The organism is Pedobacter sandarakinus (assembly GCF_026240095.1).
GTDB classification, from domain to species: Bacteria; Bacteroidota; Bacteroidia; order Sphingobacteriales; family Sphingobacteriaceae; genus Pedobacter; species Pedobacter sandarakinus.
This window is the reverse complement of the sequence record NZ_JAPIVG010000003.1, coordinates 265543-286148: the sequence shown is the minus strand read 5'-3', so window position 1 is coordinate 286148 and position 20606 is coordinate 265543. Positions and strand designations below refer to the sequence as shown.

The window sequence follows — 20606 nt, the reverse complement described above, 5'->3', positions numbered from 1 at the left end:
TCGGCGAGATTACCAGGACGCCCTATAGCCTTTTTACTAAATGAATATTTAACCTTAAAAACGATGAAAAATCAAACCAAAAATCTCCCAAGGAATAGCATAAAAATTATGCTTGCCATCATCACACTTATTTTATTAGTTCCGTTAGTTGCCATGCAGTTTACCGCAGAGGTAAAATGGACTTTAAGCGATTTTTTTATTGCGGCCTTGTTGCTACTTTCTAGTGGCTTTGCAATTGTGTTTGTGCTAAATAAAGTTAAAACCGGTAAAATGAGAACGATTCTATTAATGATAATTCTATTGGCGCTGTTTTTAATTTGGGCAGAGCTAGCCGTTGGCGTATTTGATTCTCCCCTGGCAGGTAACTAAACCTTAAGTACCCAGACGGTATTTGCTATAAACCACCGACTGCAGTACTTAAACCCGATATAAGCGAAAATACTTTTAAGCCCAAATTCATTGTTGGTAATGGCTGTGCGTAAAACAATAAACAGCTTGCTAACTTTTTGGCTTAAAAGATTGTAGCGTTAGCGGGACTGCTTTTACCGATAAACATTAAACGTTCATTTTCTAGAAAAAATCGGCAATTACTATTTGTTTAAAGCCTTTAGAATTGTAGCTTTGGGCAAATTTTGTAGCAAATGAATATTCACGAATACCAGGGTAAACAAATATTAAAAAGTTTTGGTGTTGCAGTTCAAGAAGGAATTGTTGCCGAAACGCCAGAGCAAGCTGTTGAGGCTGCAAAGAAAATGAAAACCGATTACAACTCTGATTGGGTGGTAATTAAAGCGCAAATCCACGCGGGTGGCCGCGGTAAAGGTGGTGGTGTAAAATTGGCCAAAAACCTTGATGAAGTTAAACAACGTGCTACCGATATTATTGGTATGCAATTGGTTACACCTCAAACCGGACCAGAAGGTAAATTAGTGAGCAAGGTTTTAGTTGCACAGGATGTTTATTACCCTGGCGCATCAGAAACTAAAGAATTTTATATTTCAGTTTTGCTAGATCGTGCTAAAGGCCGCAACATTATTATGTACAGTACCGAAGGTGGTATGGATATCGAAGAAGTTGCAGAACACACACCACACTTAATTTTCAAAGAAGAAATTGATCCAAAGGTAGGTTTACAGGGTTTTCAGGCTCGTAAAATCGCTTTTAACTTAGGTGTTAGTGGTAATGCTTTTAAAGAGATGGTTAAATTTGTGAGCGCATTATACAAAGCTTATGATGCTACAGACTCTTCGATGTTTGAAATTAACCCAGTGCTAAAAACTTCTGATGATAAAGTAATTGCTGTTGATGCTAAGGTGAATTTAGATGAAAACGGCTTATTCCGCCATGCAGAATACGCAGCCATGCGTGATGTTACGGAAGAAGACCCAATGGAAGTTGAAGCAAGCGCAAGCAACCTAAACTTTGTTAACCTTGACGGTAACGTAGGCTGTATGGTAAACGGCGCTGGTTTGGCGATGGCCACTATGGACATCATCAAGTTAGCTGGTGGCGAGCCTGCAAACTTCTTAGATGTGGGTGGAACTGCTAATGCACAAACTGTAAAAGCGGCTTTCAACATCATTTTAAAAGACCCAAATGTTAAAGCTATTTTAATTAATATTTTTGGTGGTATTGTGCGTTGCGACCGCGTTGCGCAAGGTGTTATCGATGCATACCAGGAAATCGGAAACATTCCTGTGCCAATTATATGTCGTTTACAAGGCACAAACGCCGTTGAAGCTAAAAAATTAATTGATGAGTCTGGACTTAAAGTATACTCGGCGATAGCGCTTAAAGAAGCTGCTGATTTAGTAACTAAAGTTTTGGCTGAACAAGCGTAATTGGCATAAAGCAGAAAGTTTAAAGCGGAAAGCCCAGAACTTAAAGCTTAATCTCATAAAAAAGAAAAACCTTTCAGTGCGTACTGGAAGGTTTTTGTTTTTTCGACTATTGGTATAGCGAAGCGCTGCCTATTCATACTTTAGGGAAAGTAATCTTACTCATGATATTGCAAGCGATTTAGGATTGCTTCACCTCGGAACGACGGTTGTTACTATTACTAAACTGATGCACTAGTTTAAGATGTCTAAGGTGATGAAATGTTTGAAAATCAAAGTTCGGTAATTCTTAGGTTGTGAAAGTCCCGCTATCTGTTTCAATCTTTTTGATGAAGCAGTTCTGCTACAATTTTCGCAGCTGATTGGGAAAAAGCTGCGCTGCTATTATTCTAAGCAGCATCCAAAAAGGATTTCCACTGCTATCGGGTTTAATGATTCAGGTTAGTTGCGCTTCTGTTAAATTTCTTGCCGGAACTCTAAGATATCGCCAGGCTGACAATCCAGAACCCTACAGATGGATTCTAAGGTTTCTAATCTAACGGCTTTTGCTTTCCCCGTTTTTAAGATAGACAAGTTTGACATGGTAATGCCTACACGTTCGCTTAGTTCGGTGAGCGACATTTTGCGCCGGGCAAGCATTACATCTAAATTTATAATGATGGGCATAATTTATTATATCGTTAAATCTTGCTCTGCCTTCAATGCTATTCCCATTTTAAAAACACAAGCTATTGTAAATAGTGTTAAACCAAATATTAAGAGCCAAATCTGGAAATCAACATTTTCGATTATGCTAAGTAATAACCCACTTTCTCCCTTAAAATTTTGCATATAAACTGTTGTGTTAAAAGAGAACAGCAAGAACGGTATAACCGTACAATATAACCCCATTCTTTTAAGGAGCTTCAAATTAGCCTCGCTAAATACTTCATCTTTTTCAACCGAATCTATAAAACGATATAATTTAGAAACCACACCCATTCCTAAAATAGTAATCAATAGTACCAAAGATCCTTGTAAAAAGCCCAAAGAACTCTGATTGCTATTGCTACTCCAACCATCGTTAAACCCACGGATAGCATCCTTGAGCGACAACAAACATACGCCTGATAACGTAATAATGTAGCCTGATTTAATCAATTTGATTTGGTTTTTAACTTTCATAATATTATATCGTTAAATCATTTTCCTGTTTGAGTTTCTTAGCGTATTCGATTATACCATAAACAACATTAAAAATGATAATTGCAAGGTAAAAACCGTCATCGAAAAAGGTAGCGTTATCATAATAATCAAACTTATTATGCGTGAGTTGAGCTACATATTGGTCAAGAAGAAAATTAAATAAAAGTTTGGGTAGAATAAACAAAGCCAACCCAATATAAAAGAGTTTCGCTACCTTTTTCTTTGTAATACCTTCCAATTTAATCTCCTTTCCTTTCATCGACCAAATGATGGCTAAACTAGAAAGTAAATAAAACACCATTGTTGCACCGCCATCTTTATTTATATGACCGCTGAGTATAAATGATTGTAGAAATGTAGGTTTCAACTGAATCTCTCCACTTCCGATTGTTTTAAAATGCATTCCATCAATAACTTCTTCAGTTGGCCCACTCGTTTTCTTAACTGTGACATTTATTGAACCCTTATTATAATCAATAACTGAGAAAATTAGTCGCAGGGATAATGAGATTACAATAACAATAATTAATGAGTAAGCTGAATTCCTTATCATTTGAGATACTGTATTCATTTTGGATCGGTAAATTTTATTGTTTCTGATTAATGTCTTTGGATCTTTTCCAGATCATACATGGGGTTTGCTGCCGTTCAATAATGTGATATAAGAAACAATTGCTCTTAAGCCATAAAACAAAATGCTCGGGCAATTCCTTCCAATTTTTTATTGTTCAGCATCAAAAAGTCAAATCATGTTCTTGTTTTAATACTAGACCGTAGGCAAATACTCCAGCAAAAATTAAATATTCCAGTCCATGAATTAGTGTATATAAAAATTCCTGAGTATTAAATACGAAGCTAATGTTTTGGGCAAAAGTATGGCTCATAATAGCCGGCATGATGAAGTGATAAGCCACAGCAATTGGCAAACTGAACAATTCCATCACTCCTATCCTCTTCAACCGATTGATATTTTGCCGGGTAAAAATCTCCCCGTTAATCACATCGCCAATCAGATTTCTAAGCTGCTTCAGTTCGTAGAAAGAAAATATCAAGCTTAATGCAATGAATAAAAAGTAAGTAATCACAAAGGGGCTTAATGCCAGATTCAAATCAAAGTTAGACAATGTTATACTAGCAAAGGCCTTATCATCGTATTGAAATTCAAATGCCTTCTGAACCGAATTAAAGGTTAGATGTGTGGCATCTACTTTAACATTCAAAGGCAATAAGCCTGTTCCTGAAAGTCTTCCAGCCGATATGGCAAGGAATACACTATGAACGGCCCATATAAGGCAAACTAATATCCCAAGGTACCAAGCCGAGTCTACCATAAATTTATTAAATGTTAGAGAACGTATGCTTTTCATATATTTTTAGTTTAATTTTTTCCTAATGTGAGCAGAATATGATGATCTATCCCCTATTTTCTCTATCAATCATCAGCAATGTTAAAAACCTAATCGTCATATTTATTTAAATATTTATCATACAAACATAAATTTATATTTATTAAAAAACAAAATAAATATATTGTTTTACAATAAATATTTTATGATAAACACCTATAACAGGGAAATCTGTAGTTATAGTGCCAAAAACTTTATTGGAATGATTTTTGTTGTAAGTAAAACTGTAAAAAACTTGTGCAAACACCAACATTTTCAGCATTTTATCCTTTCGGATTGCTTTACATTTTCGTAACTTTGCACACTTCAAATAATTAAAGAGCACACAAAACGTATAAATGAGACAACTCAAGATAACGCAATCCATTACTAACCGTGAAAGTCAGTCGTTAGACAAATACCTACACGAAATTGGTAAAGTAGATTTAATAACAGCAGAAGAAGAAGTAATTTTAGCAAGAAAGATTCGGGAAGGCGACCAAGCTGCGTTAGAGCGATTAACTAAAACTAACTTGCGTTTCGTTGTGTCTGTTGCAAAACAATATCAAAATCAAGGTTTAACATTAGGCGACTTAATTAATGAAGGCAACCTGGGCCTGATTAAAGCTGCAAAGCGTTTTGATGAAACGAAAGGCTTTAAGTTTATTTCTTATGCGGTTTGGTGGATTCGTCAATCGATTTTGCAGGCAATTGCAGAACAGAGTCGTATTGTACGTTTACCTTTAAACCAGGTTGGTTCATTAAGTAAAATCAGCAAAGCCTTCTCTAAACTAGAGCAGGAATATGAGCGTGAACCGTCTCCGGAAGAACTGGCAGACATTTTAGAAACTACCGTTGATAAAATTTCTGACACATTAAGCAACTCTGGTCGTCACGTCTCAATGGATGCGCCGTTTGTACAAGGTGAAGAAAATACATTATTAGATGTATTGGAAAACCATGAGCCAAACACGGATAGTTCTTTGATCAATGAGTCTTTATCAGAAGAAATTAAACGTTCTTTATCTACCTTAACCGAAAGAGAAAGAGAAATTATTGTTTTATTTTTTGGCTTAGGCTCTAACCACCCACTTTCATTGGAAGAAATCGGCGAGAAGTTTAACTTAACACGTGAGCGTGTTCGTCAGATTAAAGATAAAGCTTTACAACGTTTACGTCACACTTCGAGAAGTAAGATTTTAAAATCGTATTTAGGCTAGCATAATATTCACACAAATAAAAAAAGACTGGCATTAGCCGGTCTTTTTTGTTTCAAGATTACCTTCTTGTAATCATCGAGCCGAATTGATTTCGGCATCTTCAGAAATCCAGTTTAGATGTTGAACGATTTAAGATGGCACCCTATTATAATTGCGCTGATATAGGCCTAAAACAACAGGTGTTTAACGGTTAATCCATTATTGATCAGTTGCTTTAATGAATCGATACCGATGCGCAAATGCGTTTCTACATATTTTTCAGTAACACTACTATCACTTTCAGCTGTTTTAACGCCTTCTGGAATCATAGGTTGATCTGAAACCAATAGTAATGCCCCAGCAGGAATTTTGTTAGCAAAAGCAGTAGTGAAAATCGTTGCTGTTTCCATATCAACCGCCATCGCTCGCAATGTTTTCAAATACTTTTTGAATTCTTTATCGTGTTCCCAAACCCTTCTGTTGGTCGTATAGCAGGTTCCGGTCCAATAATCTCTGCCATGATCGCGAATGGTAGTAGAAATAGCCTTTTGCAAGGCAAATGCTGGCAACGCCGGAACTTCCGCAGGCAAGTAGTCGTTCGATGTTCCCTCGCCTCTAATGGCAGCAATAGGCAGGATAAGATCGCCCAATTGATTCTTCTTTTTTAAACCGCCGCATTTCCCAAGAAACAATACTGCTTTTGGTTTAATCGCTGTAAGCAAGTCCATCATTGTGGCTGCTAACGGACTTCCCATTCCAAAGTTAATAATGGTGATCCCGTTTGCGGTGACGCTCTGCATCGGCTTATCTAAACCCATAATTGGGGCATTATCATTCCACTCCGAAAACATGCTTACATATTTGCTAAAGTTGGTAAGTAGAATATAATCTCCAAATTGATCTAACGGCCGGCCGGTATAACGCGGAAGCCAGTTTTTCACAATTTCATCTTTAGACTTTAATCCAGATTTAACCGGACTTTCAACTTCTTTAACTTTCTTAGCATTAATTAGATTAGTTTCATCTTTTTTTACATCTTTTTCTTCATTCATAGTCTTTAGTTTATTGTGGATTAATTCCACTGTTAACAAATGCGGTATTAAAAAAAATCCCTCCCGATACTCGGGAGGGATTTGAATTTTATGCAGCTTGCAACTTTTTAAAGTCGGCTTTTTCAAATTTCTCAATCGCGTAATCGAGTGTGATGTGCAACTCCTTTACATCTGTCTGTGTGGGCGTATCAAACATGGCATCGAGCATGATGGCCTCACAAATGGATCGCAAACCACGGGCTCCAAGCTTGTATTCCATCGCCTTATCAACAACAAAATCCAAAACTTCATCTTCGAAAACCAAATTCACATCTTCATAAGCAAAGAGCTTAACATATTGCTTTATCAACGAATTCTTTGGCGCTGTTAAAATGTTTCTTAACGATTCTTTATCTAAAGGATTTAAGTGCGAAAGAACCGGTATACGGCCAATTAATTCTGGAATTAAACCAAATGATTTCAAATCTTGTGGGGTGATGTACTTGTAAAGATTTTTTAGATCTAAAATAGTTTCGTCTTTCTTTACCTTATACCCTACCGCTTGTGTACGTAACCTGTTGGCAATTTTTCGTTCAATACCATCAAAAGCACCACCACAAATAAATAAAATATTATTGGTATTTACCGGAATCATTTTTTGATCTGGATGTTTACGCCCTCCCTGAGGTGGAACATTAACTACGGTACCTTCTAAAATTTTCAAAAGCGCCTGTTGTACCCCTTCACCAGATACATCACGGGTGATAGACGGGTTATCACTTTTGCGGGCAACCTTATCCACCTCATCGATATATACTATACCACGTTCGGCAGCGGCAACATCATAGTCTGCAGCCTGCAACAATCTTGTAAGGATACTTTCTACGTCTTCGCCTACATAACCGGCCTCGGTAAGTACTGTGGCATCGCAAATACAAAAAGGTACATGCAAAATTTTTGCAATGGTTTTAGCCAAAAGCGTTTTCCCTGTACCAGTTTCTCCAACCAACATGATGTTTGATTTTTCAATCTCGATCTCGTCTTTATCAATTTTCTGATTAAGACGTTTGTAGTGATTGTAAACAGCCACCGAAAGCACTTTCTTTGCATCATCTTGTCCAATAACATATTGATCTAAATGCTGCTTAATTTCCAGTGGCTTAAGCAATGAAATTGCAGCCTGGATATTCTTGGTGTTCTTAGTACCTAATTCCTGGGCAAGCAACTGATTGGCCTGGGTTACACACTTATCGCAGATAAATGCATCCATGCCCTCAATTAGCATTAAAGTTTCATGCTTGCCAGAATGGCAGAATGAACAACGGGATTCTTTATTTTGTTTCGCCATCTTTTTTCGCGTTTCTCGACAAAACTTCATCAACCATACCAAATCCTTTTGCCTCGTCGGCAGTCATCCAGTAATCGCGATCTGAAGCTTTCTCTACCCAATCGTATGCCTGGCCAGAGTGCTCTGAAATTATATCGTATAATTCTTTTTTCAATTTCAACATTTCTCTCAAGTTGATCTCCATATCTGAAGCTACACCTTGTGCGCCACCAGATGGTTGGTGAATCATTACCCTTGAGTGTGGTAACGCAGCACGCTTACCTTTAGCGCCTGCAACTAATAATACTGCGCCCATAGAAGCAGCCATACCTGTACATATAGTTGCTACATCTGGCTGTATATATTGCATGGTATCGTAAATGCCTAAACCAGCATATACCGAACCGCCTGGCGAATTGATGTAAATTTGAATATCACGATCGGCATCAGTAGATTGTAAAAACAGCAACTGTGCCTGGATGATATTTGCATTCTGATCGTAAATGGCATCTCCTAAAAAGATAATACGATCCATCATTAACCTAGAGAAAACATCCATTTGAGCAACATTTAACTGGCGTTCCTCAATAATATATGGTGTCATGCTCTGCGGGCTTAAATTAGCTTGAGCAATAAATTTATCTACATGTAAACCACCAATACCTTGATGTTTAACGGCGAATTTTCTAAATTCTTGTGAATCTATATTCATAATCTTTTTTTGCGTTTGAAGTTTGACTTTATTTGCTGGAAGAAGAACAGCCAAACCGGATTATAATTTTAATAAATATTTCTGAAGTAGGTTAATTTCCGTGCCAATTTATCTAATTCTTTTTGATAAAGAAGCACTGCTGTGTCAGAAATATATTTTCCCGTTTTCAATACTACCAAAATATTTGCATTTTTTAAAACGAATTTGAATGCAATATCAAGATAATGAGCATATTGACGAGGTGAATGCGCAAAAGTTTCAATAAAAGTATAGAATATGCTAAGAGCAGCCCATTGAGCTGCTCTGCATAAATTCTGTTCATGATAGACTGACAATCGGTCAGCCAATGTTCGATTTAGCCACTAACGAAACGTTAACTGCCAATACACTATTTTTGTGCTAAAGCGGTAAACTTATCGTAAGCAATGTCTTTTTGATCTAACGTTACGATGGACTTAATTTGCTCGAACGTTTTTAATGCTTTTACTTCTTCGAAAACCCTGTTAGCATTCTCTTTATCTTGAAGAAACTGCACGGCATATTGTGCCAACTGATCTTCTGGAAGCGGACTTGGGCTATACATTCTAAATTGTGCATCTAACTTTGCTTTCGCCGCTTGAACCACATCTTCGTATTTGATTTCGATTTGATTGTCTTTAATGATTTTATTCTCGATTAAAGTCCATTTTAAGTTCTTGGCGAAATCATCATAACCTTCAGCCAATTCTTCATCAGTCAATTTTTCGTTTGTTGCTTTTAACCAGCGACGTAAAAATTCATCAGGTAATTCGAAGGTGTGTTTCTTTAAAAGATCTTCGTAAATATCATTAGATAACTGACGCTCAGCATCTTGTTTAAACATGCCTTCAACCTCTTCAGTTATTTTTGCCCTGAAGCCGGCCTCATCTGTAACTGTTCCTTCACCAAATAACTTATCAAAAAACTCTTGGTTAAGGTCAGACTCCTCTAACCGGTTAACGTTTTTAACTGTTAATTGAAAATCAGATTTTAATTCGGCGGCATCTTCTTCAGAAATATTAAGCGCTTTCGCAACAGCTGCAACATCATCAAAGGCTTTAACGATATCGACAGTTACCACGTCGTCCTTTTTCAAGCCAACTAAAGATTTCAGAATTTTTTTATCCTTTACCAGATCTAAACGCAGCGTTGCGCTATTGGTAATGCCTCCTTCGAATACCGTACCATCTGCAGCAAGTTGTACCAAATCTGCATAAAGTACGTCGCCTTCTTCAGCAACTTCAGGATTGGTCATTTTACCGTAGCTACGACGAATATTTTTGATACGCGTTTCTAGCGTTTCTTCATCAGCCTTAACCACATATTCTGTGTATTTGTCTTTGGAAGAAATATTTACATCAAAGGCTGGCGCTAATCCCAATTCATAATCAAACTCAAACTCGTCGGTGTAATCCCATTTGAATTCGCGTTCGTTATCCATTTGAGGCAATGGTTGACCTAAAATTTCTAATTTCTGCTCTGCAATGTAGTTAGACAAGGTATCGTTTAACAAGTTATTTACTTCCTCAACTAAAATACTTTTGCCGTACATTTTTTTAATGTGTGCAGCAGGAACCATTCCTTTACGGAAACCAGGTAATTGTGCTTTCTTAGCTTGGTCTTTGATAGCCTTTTCTACTTTTGCACTATAATCTGCAGGTGCGATCTTGATTTTTACAACAGCATTTAAGTTGCCGGTTTTTTCCTGTGTAATATTCATTTTTTTGAGATATGAGTATCAAGATGTGTGATTGGAGACAGGTTTTGCGTCTGGATCAACACAGCTCTTTTTATTAATCACTGTTTTTAAAAACAAAACCGTCCCGATTTGCATCAGGACGGCCTTATCTTTTGTGCGGAAGAAGGGACTCGAACCCCCACGCCGTGAAGCGCCAGATCCTAAGTCTGGTGCGGCTACCAATTACGCCACTTCCGCAGTTAGGATGTATTAAGGACTGCAAAGATAGAAACTAGATTGAATAATCAAAAGGTATCTGCTAGTTTTTATCTATTATTTTTCACCTTAAAAGCTAAGTATCTAATTTTGAACGAGAAATATTTTCACTTTATTTCAACTTGTAAATATCTCCTTTCTTCTTATCAGCAAAACAGCGCTTCATTTATACTCCTGAATAACAAACTTAAGGTAGAGTACTTATTTCATAATTACTTCTGTTACCTCAATTAAATCGGGTCCTCCTGATAAAGGATAGCCAGGAACCTTGATGCCCGTTATTGTTACCTGTTTATCAATATAAGTATCTAACAAAACTGCGGCGCTTTTTAGTGCAAATGGTTTTCCATTGGCATTAATCACATGCGTACCATATTGATAGGTGGTAATGCCTAGTTTATTAATTTTACCTGTTAAGCTTATGGTCTCTCCGGTTGAAGAATTGCGCATTATGCCGCATCCAAATGTAACAATCGTAAACATTAGTAATGGTAGTATTTTTTTCATTGTATATAACTTATTAAAGTGGTTGTAAACTGCTTAACATTAAAACCTTAAGAAAGTTCTTTCTGGAATTCGAAAAAATACTGAACAGCTTTCACCAACCGACTGCCGTACCAGCTGAACATCTCACCATCTACCAACATTATTTTGGCATTTGGCAAAGCTGCTTGCATTTCGTCGATATGCTTTTGTTTGAAAGGATAAGGTTCTGAAGATAGAAAAATGAGATTAGGGTTTAGATTTTGTAGTTCAGTGAGCTCGATTTCGGGGTATCTGCTTTGCTGAATAATATTGTTTAAGCCAATTTTCCTTAAAATATCATTAATAAAATTTTGTTTGCCAGCAACCATGTAAGGGTCTTTCCAAATTAAATAAGCAACAGTTTGATTGATATTTTTTTCTACTGCTAAATTTTGTAAATCTTTAAAGCCAGCACTAATCAAATGATTTAAATAGGCTGCTTCTGGAGATCTATCAACCAACTCCCCTATTTGCGTTATGGTTAAAATCGCTTCTTCTAAATTGCTGATATCGCTCATCCACACCGGAAATTCTTGCATCAACAACTCTACTTCGCTTTGCGTATTTTCTTCTTTGTTGCCAATAATTAAATCGGGTTTTAAATCTCTAATTTTTTCGATGAGCAGTTTTTTAGTGCCACCAATTTTGGTTTTTGAGGCAAACTTTTCAATCGGATGGATGCAAAATTTAGTAATGCCAACTACCTCATCGTTTAGACCCAAATCAAACAGCAATTCAGTTTGAGAAGGTACAATAGAGACTATCTTTTTAGGTGGATAATTAATTGTAATTTCATTACCAAGCTGATCTATAAAGGTTTTTTGCATGCACAAAGATAAGGTTTAAGGTTGATGGTGGAAAGGTTGAAGGATGAAGGTCTGGACGATTAAACCTTTCACCTTATTACTCTTTGCATAACCCTCCTATTAAAACATAGAAGGTCGAAACGTGAAGGATTGGCCGCTTGAACCTTCCACCCTATTAGCTTTTGCCTTCCACCCTTATTCGTACTTTAAAGCATCTACAGGATTATTTACCGCAGCTTTTCTCGCTTGTAAACTCACTGTGAAAATAGCAATTGCTACAGATGAAATTGTTGCAATGGCAAATGGCCAAAATGGCATATCAATTCTGTAAGCAAAACCTTCGAGCCACTTTTTGGTAAGGATAAATGCAATTGGCCAACTGATTAAATTTGCAGCGATAACCAATACTAAAAACGATCGGTTTAACATGTTAATAATTTGAAAATCTGATGCTCCTAAAATTTTGCGAATAGCAATTTCTTTAGTCCTTCGCTTTGCCATAAAAGTTGATAAGGCGAATAAGCCCAATAAAGAGAGTACAACCGAAATAATGCTGAATAACACAATAATCTGCATCTGTTTACGAGTAGCTTCCATCGTTTTTTGGAATGCATCCTCAACAGAAGCGTAGATCATTGGAAAATTTGCATAAGTCTTTTTCCATTCGGCTTCAATAGCATTTAATGCCGCCTGATAGTTATCGCTATCAAACTTGATTAATAAATTATTGGTACTAGACATACCACCCAAATGTGTAACTCGATAGACCGTGGGCAAAACGGATTTATCAAAACCTTCATTATTATAATCCTTTATCACTCCAATAACCTGAAATGTATTGTCACGCTCTTTAATCCGTTTGCCAACCATATTCTTTCCGAATAAATTGGCAGCAGACTGATTTAGAACCACAGTATTCACGGTATCTTGCTTGTATGCTGAAGAAAAAATTCTTCCACTTAAGACCTGTACGCCCAGAGCAGATAAAGCATCGATTGTTACCGTAACCGTATTTACATTATGCTTTTCATTTTTGAAAATAAATTCACTTCCCACATTAAAGGTATTACCCATTATCTGTGTTGTGGTAGCAACATATTTTACACCGGTAATTTTTCGTAGTCGGTCGGCAAAGGGATCACCAGTGTTTAGATTGGTAGAAATATTGATCAGTTTATCCCTGGTAAAACCTAAATCTTTATTGGCTATAAAATTGGTTTGTTGATACATTACCCCTATCCCAATGATAAATGTTACAGCAATTATAAACTGTGCAACTACCAAACCATTTCGTAAAGCAATGCCTTTAAAACCACTCTCGTAATTGCCTTTAAGAACCTTTACAGGATTGTATTTAGATAAAATCCAGGCAGGGTAAAAGCCTGCGAGAAGCGTAATGAGTATAAATAAACTTAACAATTGCAAAATAATGCCAAGCAATTGATCACTCCGCCAGAAACTCAGTTTAACATTAAAATGAGTGCTAAATGCGGGCAATAGCACTTCTACCAAAACTACTGCGATAAAGAGTGCCAGCAGGGCTTGTAAGGCGGCTTCTAATAAGAACTGAATAATCAACTGCTTTTTGTAAGCTCCCAAAACTTTTTTAACACCTACCTCTTTTGCTCTCTGTACTGATTGTGCTGTTGCCAGATTAACGAAGTTGATGATAGACACCAATAAGAGAAAAATGGAAAGTGCCACAATGGGTTTTATTTTATCTATCCAGTTTTGATCAATTGAAGGTGTTGCATAAACATCTTGCAAGGGTATAATTTTTAATCCAGGTGTTTTGCCATTTTTATAATAATCTGCATAAGTAATTTTTCTTTTGATGAATGATGCTTTTTTATAATCGACATAAACCTTTTTTAAGGTTTTATTTATTTGGGCAGTATCTAACTGTGCATTTGCCAAAGCATATATTTCGCAATGGTTTGTACTGCTAATTTGCACAGGATCTTTTTCTCGCTCACCAGTATGCATGATGGCATTAAAATGTACGCTTTGAGGTGTTTTTGGATCTGCAACTACACCAGTTACTGTCATTAAAGTTCCGGGATCATCTCGCCACATTAAAATTTTTAAGGATTTACCTAATGCCTTTTCTGTACCAAAAATCTTGGTTGCCAAACTTTGCTTTAAAACAATGGTGTTGGGTTTATTAATGGCTGTTAATCGATCTCCTTGCAGAAATTGGTAAGGAAAAACTTTAAAGAACAGCGAATCTGCATTTCTAACATCATCTACAATTATCGGGTTTCCATTGGCCGGTTTAACGGAAAATCCATCTCCCCAATTTTCATCGATTTTAGTAACATATTTAAATTGCGGTATTTTCTCAGTCACCAATGCCCCAATTCTGGATTCATTAATCTGCATCCAATGTTGCTGATTGTCTGAAGTATAAAAATCATGATATTCTCTTAGTTGATAAACACTTTTTAAATCTGGGCTCCACTTATCGTAATTGGTTTCATGGTTTACAAATAAAAGTAATAATACAAATGCAGTTAAGCCAAGTGCCAATCCGCCAATATTAATTGCAGCGTAAACTTTGTTTTTAAATAAGTTACGCAGAGCGATTTTTAAGTTGAGTTTGAACATTTTGTGAGATGTAAGAAGTGAGATATGAGATGTGAGACCTGGTTGCAGACTGAAAATTATTAACGGCCAACTGCCAAGTCTTCTTTAATCACTCCGTCTTCAATGGTTAGAATTCGATTTCCATATTGCGCATTTTTTTCGGAGTGAGTTACTTGTACAATCGTAATCCCTTCTTCTTCATTGAGCTTTTTAAACAACTCCATAATCTGCTCTGCTTGTGCAGATTGTAAGTTTCCTGTCGGTTCGTCGGCCAAAATAATTGAGGGTTGAGCCACTAAAGCCCTGGCAATGCCCACTAATTGTTGCTGACCTCCAGAAAGCTGATTGGGAAACAAATCTTTTTTAGCTACCATATTAAAGCGATCCAACACATCCGCTATGCGACTTTTACGCTCTGAGCCTGGTATTTTTTTATACAGCAAAGGCGCTTCTATATTTTCGGCAACTGTCATTTCATCAATTAAATGATATGCTTGAAAGACAAAACCGATGTGATTTCGGTACAACTCTATTCTTTGGCGTTCTTTCATGGCGGTTACATCTTCATCCATAAAATGATACTCGCCATAAGTTGGTTCTTCTAGCATGCCCAAAATATTTAACAAAGTTGATTTACCGGCACCGGATGGGCCCATAATAGAGACAAATTCGCCTTGTTTAATTGTTGTGCTTACGTGACGAAGAATGTAACTTTTTACGCCTTTATTAGCGTAGTATTTTTCTATATTTTTTAGTTCGATCATTTTGAGATATGTGTAGTGAGATATGAGATTTAAGACCTTGCTAATGCTTTAGTCTTTGGTCTTTAAACTTTGAGCTTAATTATTCGTATTTCAAGGCATCAACTGTGTTCGCCTTGGCAGCCCTATAGCTTCTGATGGTAACGGTAAAAATGGTGATGGCCAATGATATTATTGCAGCCAATACAAAGGGCCAAATACTCAATTCTATTCGGTACTGAAAACCTGCCAACCATTGTTGAACGAAAATGTAGGCAATTGGCCAAGCTATTAAGTTTGCAATCAATATCATCCACAAAAATGAGCTGTTCAACATTTTGATAAGCTCGATATTTGTAGCACCCAAAACCTTGCGTATGGCAATCTCTTTTGTTCTTTGCGTTGCAACAAAAGAAATTAATCCGAATAGACCAATAAATGAAATAAACACAACCACTCCCGCAAATACTTTAAACAAAGTACCCATTACCCGTTCTGTTTCGTAATAGTTATCTAAACTATCATCGAAAAAATTGTTTCGAAAAACATAATTTGGATACGTAGAATTAAAGGCTTGCGTTATTTTTTTTAGCGCCTCGAACATCTCTTTCTTCTCGAGCTTAACTGCAACTGTTTCATACTGTGTTTTCCGAGAGAAAATAGCAATTGGAGAAATGGCTTCGTGTAAGGAATAGTTATTAAAATCTTTCACAACGCCTACTATTGGGCCTGAAGATCCCCAAAGTTTAATTGTTTTGCCTAGCGCTTCATCGGGCTGTTTTACGTTTAATTTTTTTAATAATGTTTCGTTGACTACAAACTCTTTAATGGTATCGCTTTTACTTAAGCCTCGTCCTGCTACCAGAGATAGTCCGAATGTAGTGAAATATTCGCCATCAGCAGGCTTTACATTTACCTGGAAGTCAGCATCTTTGGAACTATTGTAAGAGAAGTTCGTCTCGTTATTATTGCTAGAAGATGGTGCACTTGTATTAAAACTCACATTCACTACCCCCGGTATTGCAAGTAGCTTTTCTTTGAAGGTGTTTTGTTTGATTAAGCTTACACTATCAATGGGCATGTTAATCAGTGCAATTGCATTCGTATCAAAACCCAAAGATTTACTACGTATGTACTGCATTTGCTTGATGACCACAAGCGTACTTACAATTAAAATTGCTGTAATGGCAAATTGCACCACCACTAGTGTTTTACGCAGACCAACTCCTCCTCCATTCGGCGAGACTTTGTTTTTTATGGCTAAAGCCGGACTAAAACCCGACATGATTAAAGCTGGATAAAGCCCAGCCAGAAAGCTCACCAGAATCAATAAAATAAGTAAGAATAAGAAAATTAACGGATCTCCAAACAGGGTGTAAACTACTTCTCCACCAAATAAACTCTCTACATTTGGCAACGTTAATTCTGCAAATACGCATGCCAGCAGAATTGAAATGGCGGTGATAAGTGCCGTTTCACATAAGAATTGCCAGATTAACTGGTTTCGCCTGCTACCCATTACTTTACGTACACCGACTTCTTTACCTCGACTAAGCGCCTGGGCGGTAGCCAGATTTACAAAATTAATACAAGCGGTTATTAGTAAGAATAAACCAATTACCGCCAAACCAATAATTTGTTTGTATGGTGTAATGTGATTAGAAAAATTGCCATAGTCTTCATTGTGATGGATGTCGCTAAGTGATTGAAAATGATGATTCTCTTTCCCAGGCCCCTTTTCTACGTAATATTTGGCAATAAACTGTTGCAGTGGATTTTGAAGCACAGCTGTACTGATACCTGGTTTAAGCAATACAAAACATTGAGAACTGGAAGACACCGACCCCCATTGCTTCAGGTTTCTATTCGTAAAGCTTGCATAACTAAAGATGATACCTAAGGGAAAGCTGCTATTTTGTGGATTATCCTTAATAACACCTGAAACTTTAAAATCTTTATCAGCATTAAAGTTAAGGGTGTTGCCAATGGCCTTATTCCAATTTCCAAAATATTTATTTGCAAGTTTCTCTGTCAAGACAACGGTATTGGGACTGGTAAGTGCACTTTTTAGATCGCCTGCAAGCCATGAGTAATTAAAAATTTTGAAGAACGATGGTTCAGCATAGTAAACGGTTTCGGAATCCTTGATTTCTGATTTTCCTGATGTGGCATTAACCTTTATAATACCTTCGCTTTGCTGAATGGCTGCAACTTGTTCCAATTCAGAAAAATCATTACGCATTGCAGGAGCCAAGGGTAAAGGCACACCTGAAGATTTGAATTCGTTTCCATCTGCATATTTCCAAGAGGAAACCACTCGGTAAATTCGATCCTCATTGGCATAATCCTGATCGAAACTTAGCTGGTATTTTATAAAAATAAAGATGAGGATACAACTTGCCAAACCGATGGACAGTCCGAAAACATTTATAGCAGTATAGCCTTTGTATTTCCACAGGTTACGCAGGGCGATTTTGAGATTGAGTTTAAACATCTTGTGAGATTTGAGATGTGAGGTTTGAGATATGAGACATAGTTTTTTAGCTTTAGGGTTGAAAGGTAAAAGGCAGGAAGGTTTGGGTGCATAGACCTTCTACCTCACTACATTTTGCCTTCCCGCCATTTGTGATTAATGCCAAATTTGTACCACTCACCAAAAAAATAATAAATCATTAATAAACAGACACTTATCATTAGGTTTAATTAAAAACATGTTCGATAACGGACAAACAAATGTTCGCAATCGAACTATAGTTTAAGGTGGAGGGAAGAAAGGTAGAAGCTGGAAAGTGTATAAACCTTCTACTTTCATACCCTCGGACTTGCTCCTTAATTCATTTATATTTTAAGGTGAAGGGATTGAGCAAATAGAAATTCTGACTTCATAACCCCAAATCTCCACCTTAATTTATTCGTATTTCAACGCATCAACCGGATTTGCTTTCACAGCATTTCTGGCTTGTACAGTAACGGTTATAATGGTTAATAAAATGGTGATCATCGCACTTAATAAGAATGGTAAAACCGGAATATCTATTCTATAAGCAAAGGTTTCTAACCATCTTCTAGTTAAAATATAAGCCAATGGCCAAGAAACTAAATTGGCGATTACTACCATCACTAAGAATGATGTATTAAGCAATTTAAAAATTTGCAGATCATTTGCACCTAATATTTTTCTGACTGCAATTTCTTTTATTCTACTATTGGTGATGTATTTTGCAAAAGCGAATAAGCCTAAAACAGCAATGAAGATGGTAAGAGATGCGGCAGCAAAAAATACAGATTGTAATTGTTCTTGTTTTCTAAAGAGTCTACCATAGAGTTCATCTAAGAACTCATATCTAAAATCCTCACCATCCTTGGGATTGATTTCAGGCCATTTAGATTTCAGTGTTGCCAACACCTCAGCCATTCTGCTTTCTTCAATTTTAACCATAATTTGCGTTTTATAATCTCCACTAGGATCATAAATGGTATAAATGGTTGGTTGAATAGCACTTTCAAAACCTTGCGATTTAAAGTCTTTAATTACACCGACTATTTTATATTCAACCCCGCTTCCCGTAATTGTTTTTCCGATAGGTTCTTTGATCCCGTATTTTGCTACTGTACTTTCATTTATGACAGCAGAATTTATCGTGTCTGTCTTAAATTTTTGAGAGAAAAAACGACCTTCCTTTAGTTTGATATCAAGTGTTTCAAAATAATCAAACTCAACGTTTACAAAATCGATATTAGCCGTAATACCATTTACCGAATAACTGTTAATCCCATTGGTACCACCTGGTATGTAGGTTGCCACCGTTGCCGATTTGATGCCTGGAATGTTTAGCATTTTTTTCCTTAGTGGTTCGAAACTACCTGATCCAAACTTCGAAGGATTATTAAATAGCGTTACGTTTTTTATATAAACTACCTGATTTGGTTTAAAACCTAAATCCTGGTTTCGCATATATTTTAGTTGCGAATTGATAGTTAGCAAGCTAATAATGAAAACAATAGCGATACAAAACTGGAAAACCAAAAGGCTATTCCGCAGCAAATAACTTTGCTTTCTATTAGCATAATTACCTTTTAAAACCAATGCTGGTTTAAAACCCGAGAGCACCATGGCTGGATAAATGCCAGCCACAAACGTAATTACAGATAAAATTAAAGGTAACTGCCAAAATAAGCCATTTTCAAAATGCCAAATAGATAATTGCACTTGAAATAAGTTATTAAAACTAGGCAAAATCAGCTCTGCCAATATTAAAGCTAGTATTACAGCAACCAGACATTGCATAAAAATTTCGACCAGAAACTGAGTTGTAAGCTGATAGCGAAAAGCGCCCATTACTTTTTTAACTCCTACCTCCTTTCCTCTTTTGGCCGCTTGGGCAATGCTTAAATTGGTGAAATTAATACAGGCAATTATCAATATCAAAACACCCAAAGTAGAAAGTGCAATTAATACTTTATAAGGGGCATCGTTACCTGCTTTAGGTCTTAAATGTAAATTAGCTAAAGGATCTAAGAATATGGAAGTACTTTCTACATTGGAAACCTTTTTACTTTTTAGCAATTCTGCCCGGTATAGATTGCTAATTTTTTGTTCTAGAAGTTCAACATTAGTTTCGGGTTTTAACTGTAAATAAATGGCATAATCATTCATTTCATAATTATCATTCTTCCCTAAATGGGCGGCAATAGATACACCGTCATAATTGAAATTAGAATGAATATTATTATTTATAGAACCAGCTATTGTCCCTGTAATACCAGAGTTGCTCGCTCCGAAGCCGACTATTTCAGGCTTATTGTCCTTTTTTTGAGGAAATAGTACTTTCATGCTTTCGGCACTCAAGTAGGTCAATCTTTCATCGCCTTGTGGTTTTACTAAACCGCCAATTGGTTCAATATGGAGTATTTTTGCAGCATCATAGTCAACACCAAGAATTCTTTTAGTAAAAAGAGTATTGTTTCCCTTTTTAATTGTCAGCTCGAAGGAACTTTCTTTTACCAAACCAGCCAATTCAACCTCCGGAAAGCTTTCTTTAATCTGTACGGCAAGCGGAGCAGCAACATAGTTAGTTTTAAACTCCGGATAATTTACTCCAACAACGTAAACATTGCGGTAATTTGGGTTCTTTTTATCATAGCTTGTTTCGTAGTTTGCATACATCACTACCAAAATAAAGGCAGCCAATGCTATAGTCAGGCCACCAACATTGATAAATGTATAGCCCTTGTTTTTCCAAAGGTTACGCAGGGCTATTTTTAGGTTGAGTTTGAACATGGTTTAAGGTTGAAGGATG

At 36.6% G+C, this 20606-nt stretch carries 17 protein-coding genes and 1 tRNA gene; 3 read left to right on the top strand and 15 right to left on the bottom strand.

Features of this window, described 5'->3' with window-relative positions:
• The first annotated feature begins 63 nt into the window (after positions 1-63).
• Together OQ268_RS09785 and sucC are read left to right on the top strand one after the other, a co-directional pair.
• The gene (locus tag OQ268_RS09785) at positions 64-369 is read left to right on the top strand and encodes a hypothetical protein (RefSeq protein WP_265855938.1); all 306 of its coding nucleotides are present in this window, start codon (positions 64-66) and stop codon (positions 367-369) included.
• Positions 370-641: 272 nt separating this feature from the next.
• Positions 642-1841 (top strand): ADP-forming succinate--CoA ligase subunit beta, encoded by a 1200-nt coding sequence (gene sucC, locus OQ268_RS09780; RefSeq protein WP_265855937.1) that lies wholly within the window; start codon positions 642-644, stop codon positions 1839-1841.
• A 453-nt stretch (positions 1842-2294) separates the two neighbouring features.
• Here sucC and OQ268_RS09775 read toward each other — a convergent pair whose 3' ends face one another.
• The 4 genes from OQ268_RS09775 to OQ268_RS09760 all read right to left on the bottom strand — a co-directional run bounded on the left by OQ268_RS09775 (position 2295) and on the right by OQ268_RS09760 (position 4390).
• Positions 2295-2504, bottom strand: coding sequence for a helix-turn-helix domain-containing protein (locus OQ268_RS09775; protein WP_265855936.1), 210 nt, complete (start codon positions 2502-2504; stop codon positions 2295-2297).
• Positions 2505-2510: 6 nt separating this feature from the next.
• Positions 2511-3002, bottom strand: coding sequence for a DUF2975 domain-containing protein (locus tag OQ268_RS09770; RefSeq protein WP_265855935.1), 492 nt, complete (start codon positions 3000-3002; stop codon positions 2511-2513).
• A gap of 4 nt (positions 3003-3006) precedes the next feature.
• A complete protein-coding gene (locus OQ268_RS09765) occupies positions 3007-3594 on the bottom strand; it encodes a hypothetical protein (RefSeq protein ID WP_265855934.1) in 588 nt (195 codons plus the stop codon).
• 163 nt (positions 3595-3757) lie between these two features.
• The gene (locus OQ268_RS09760) at positions 3758-4390 is read right to left on the bottom strand and encodes a DUF2975 domain-containing protein (RefSeq protein WP_265855933.1); all 633 of its coding nucleotides are present in this window, start codon (positions 4388-4390) and stop codon (positions 3758-3760) included.
• A 377-nt stretch (positions 4391-4767) separates the two neighbouring features.
• Here OQ268_RS09760 and OQ268_RS09755 point away from each other — a divergent pair, with 377 nt between their 5' ends.
• Complete coding sequence (locus OQ268_RS09755; protein WP_010601359.1) at positions 4768-5628, top strand: sigma-70 family RNA polymerase sigma factor; 861 nt, start codon at positions 4768-4770, stop codon at positions 5626-5628.
• Between the two features lie 167 nt (positions 5629-5795).
• Here the strand turns inward: OQ268_RS09755 and OQ268_RS09750 are convergent, their stop codons facing one another.
• The 11 genes from OQ268_RS09750 to OQ268_RS09700 form a co-directional block, all read right to left on the bottom strand.
• Positions 5796-6659, bottom strand: a complete 864-nt coding sequence (locus OQ268_RS09750) for an AMP nucleosidase (RefSeq protein WP_265855931.1) — start codon at positions 6657-6659, stop codon at positions 5796-5798.
• Positions 6660-6747: 88 nt separating this feature from the next.
• Positions 6748-7986: an ATP-dependent Clp protease ATP-binding subunit ClpX gene (gene clpX / locus OQ268_RS09745; protein ID WP_265855930.1), complete on the bottom strand. Its 1239-nt coding sequence runs from the start codon at positions 7984-7986 to the stop codon at positions 6748-6750.
• Positions 7970-8677, bottom strand: a complete 708-nt coding sequence (clpP, locus tag OQ268_RS09740) for an ATP-dependent Clp endopeptidase proteolytic subunit ClpP (RefSeq protein WP_265855929.1) — start codon at positions 8675-8677, stop codon at positions 7970-7972. The genes clpX and clpP overlap by 17 nt, the downstream gene beginning before the upstream one ends.
• Before the next feature lie 388 nt (positions 8678-9065).
• Positions 9066-10415: a trigger factor gene (gene tig, locus OQ268_RS09735; RefSeq protein WP_265855928.1), complete on the bottom strand. Its 1350-nt coding sequence runs from the start codon at positions 10413-10415 to the stop codon at positions 9066-9068.
• A gap of 134 nt (positions 10416-10549) precedes the next feature.
• Positions 10550-10631 (bottom strand) — tRNA-Leu (locus OQ268_RS09730).
• Between the two features lie 219 nt (positions 10632-10850).
• Positions 10851-11156: a hypothetical protein gene (locus tag OQ268_RS09725; RefSeq protein ID WP_265855927.1), complete on the bottom strand. Its 306-nt coding sequence runs from the start codon at positions 11154-11156 to the stop codon at positions 10851-10853.
• A gap of 47 nt (positions 11157-11203) precedes the next feature.
• Positions 11204-12001 (bottom strand): ABC transporter substrate-binding protein, encoded by a 798-nt coding sequence (locus tag OQ268_RS09720; RefSeq protein ID WP_265855926.1) that lies wholly within the window; start codon positions 11999-12001, stop codon positions 11204-11206.
• Positions 12002-12175: 174 nt separating this feature from the next.
• Entirely contained in the window at positions 12176-14587 is a 2412-nt protein-coding gene (locus OQ268_RS09715) for an ABC transporter permease (RefSeq protein ID WP_265855925.1), read from the bottom strand.
• A 59-nt stretch (positions 14588-14646) separates the two neighbouring features.
• Positions 14647-15330 (bottom strand): ABC transporter ATP-binding protein, encoded by a 684-nt coding sequence (locus OQ268_RS09710; RefSeq protein WP_265855924.1) that lies wholly within the window; start codon positions 15328-15330, stop codon positions 14647-14649.
• A gap of 79 nt (positions 15331-15409) precedes the next feature.
• Positions 15410-17800 carry an ABC transporter permease gene (locus OQ268_RS09705; protein WP_265855923.1) on the bottom strand — a complete coding sequence of 797 codons (2391 nt, stop codon included), beginning with the start codon at positions 17798-17800 and terminating at the stop codon, positions 15410-15412.
• Between the two features lie 414 nt (positions 17801-18214).
• Positions 18215-20587 carry an ABC transporter permease gene (locus tag OQ268_RS09700; RefSeq protein WP_265855922.1) on the bottom strand — a complete coding sequence of 791 codons (2373 nt, stop codon included), beginning with the start codon at positions 20585-20587 and terminating at the stop codon, positions 18215-18217.
• Positions 20588-20606 lie beyond the last annotated feature (19 nt).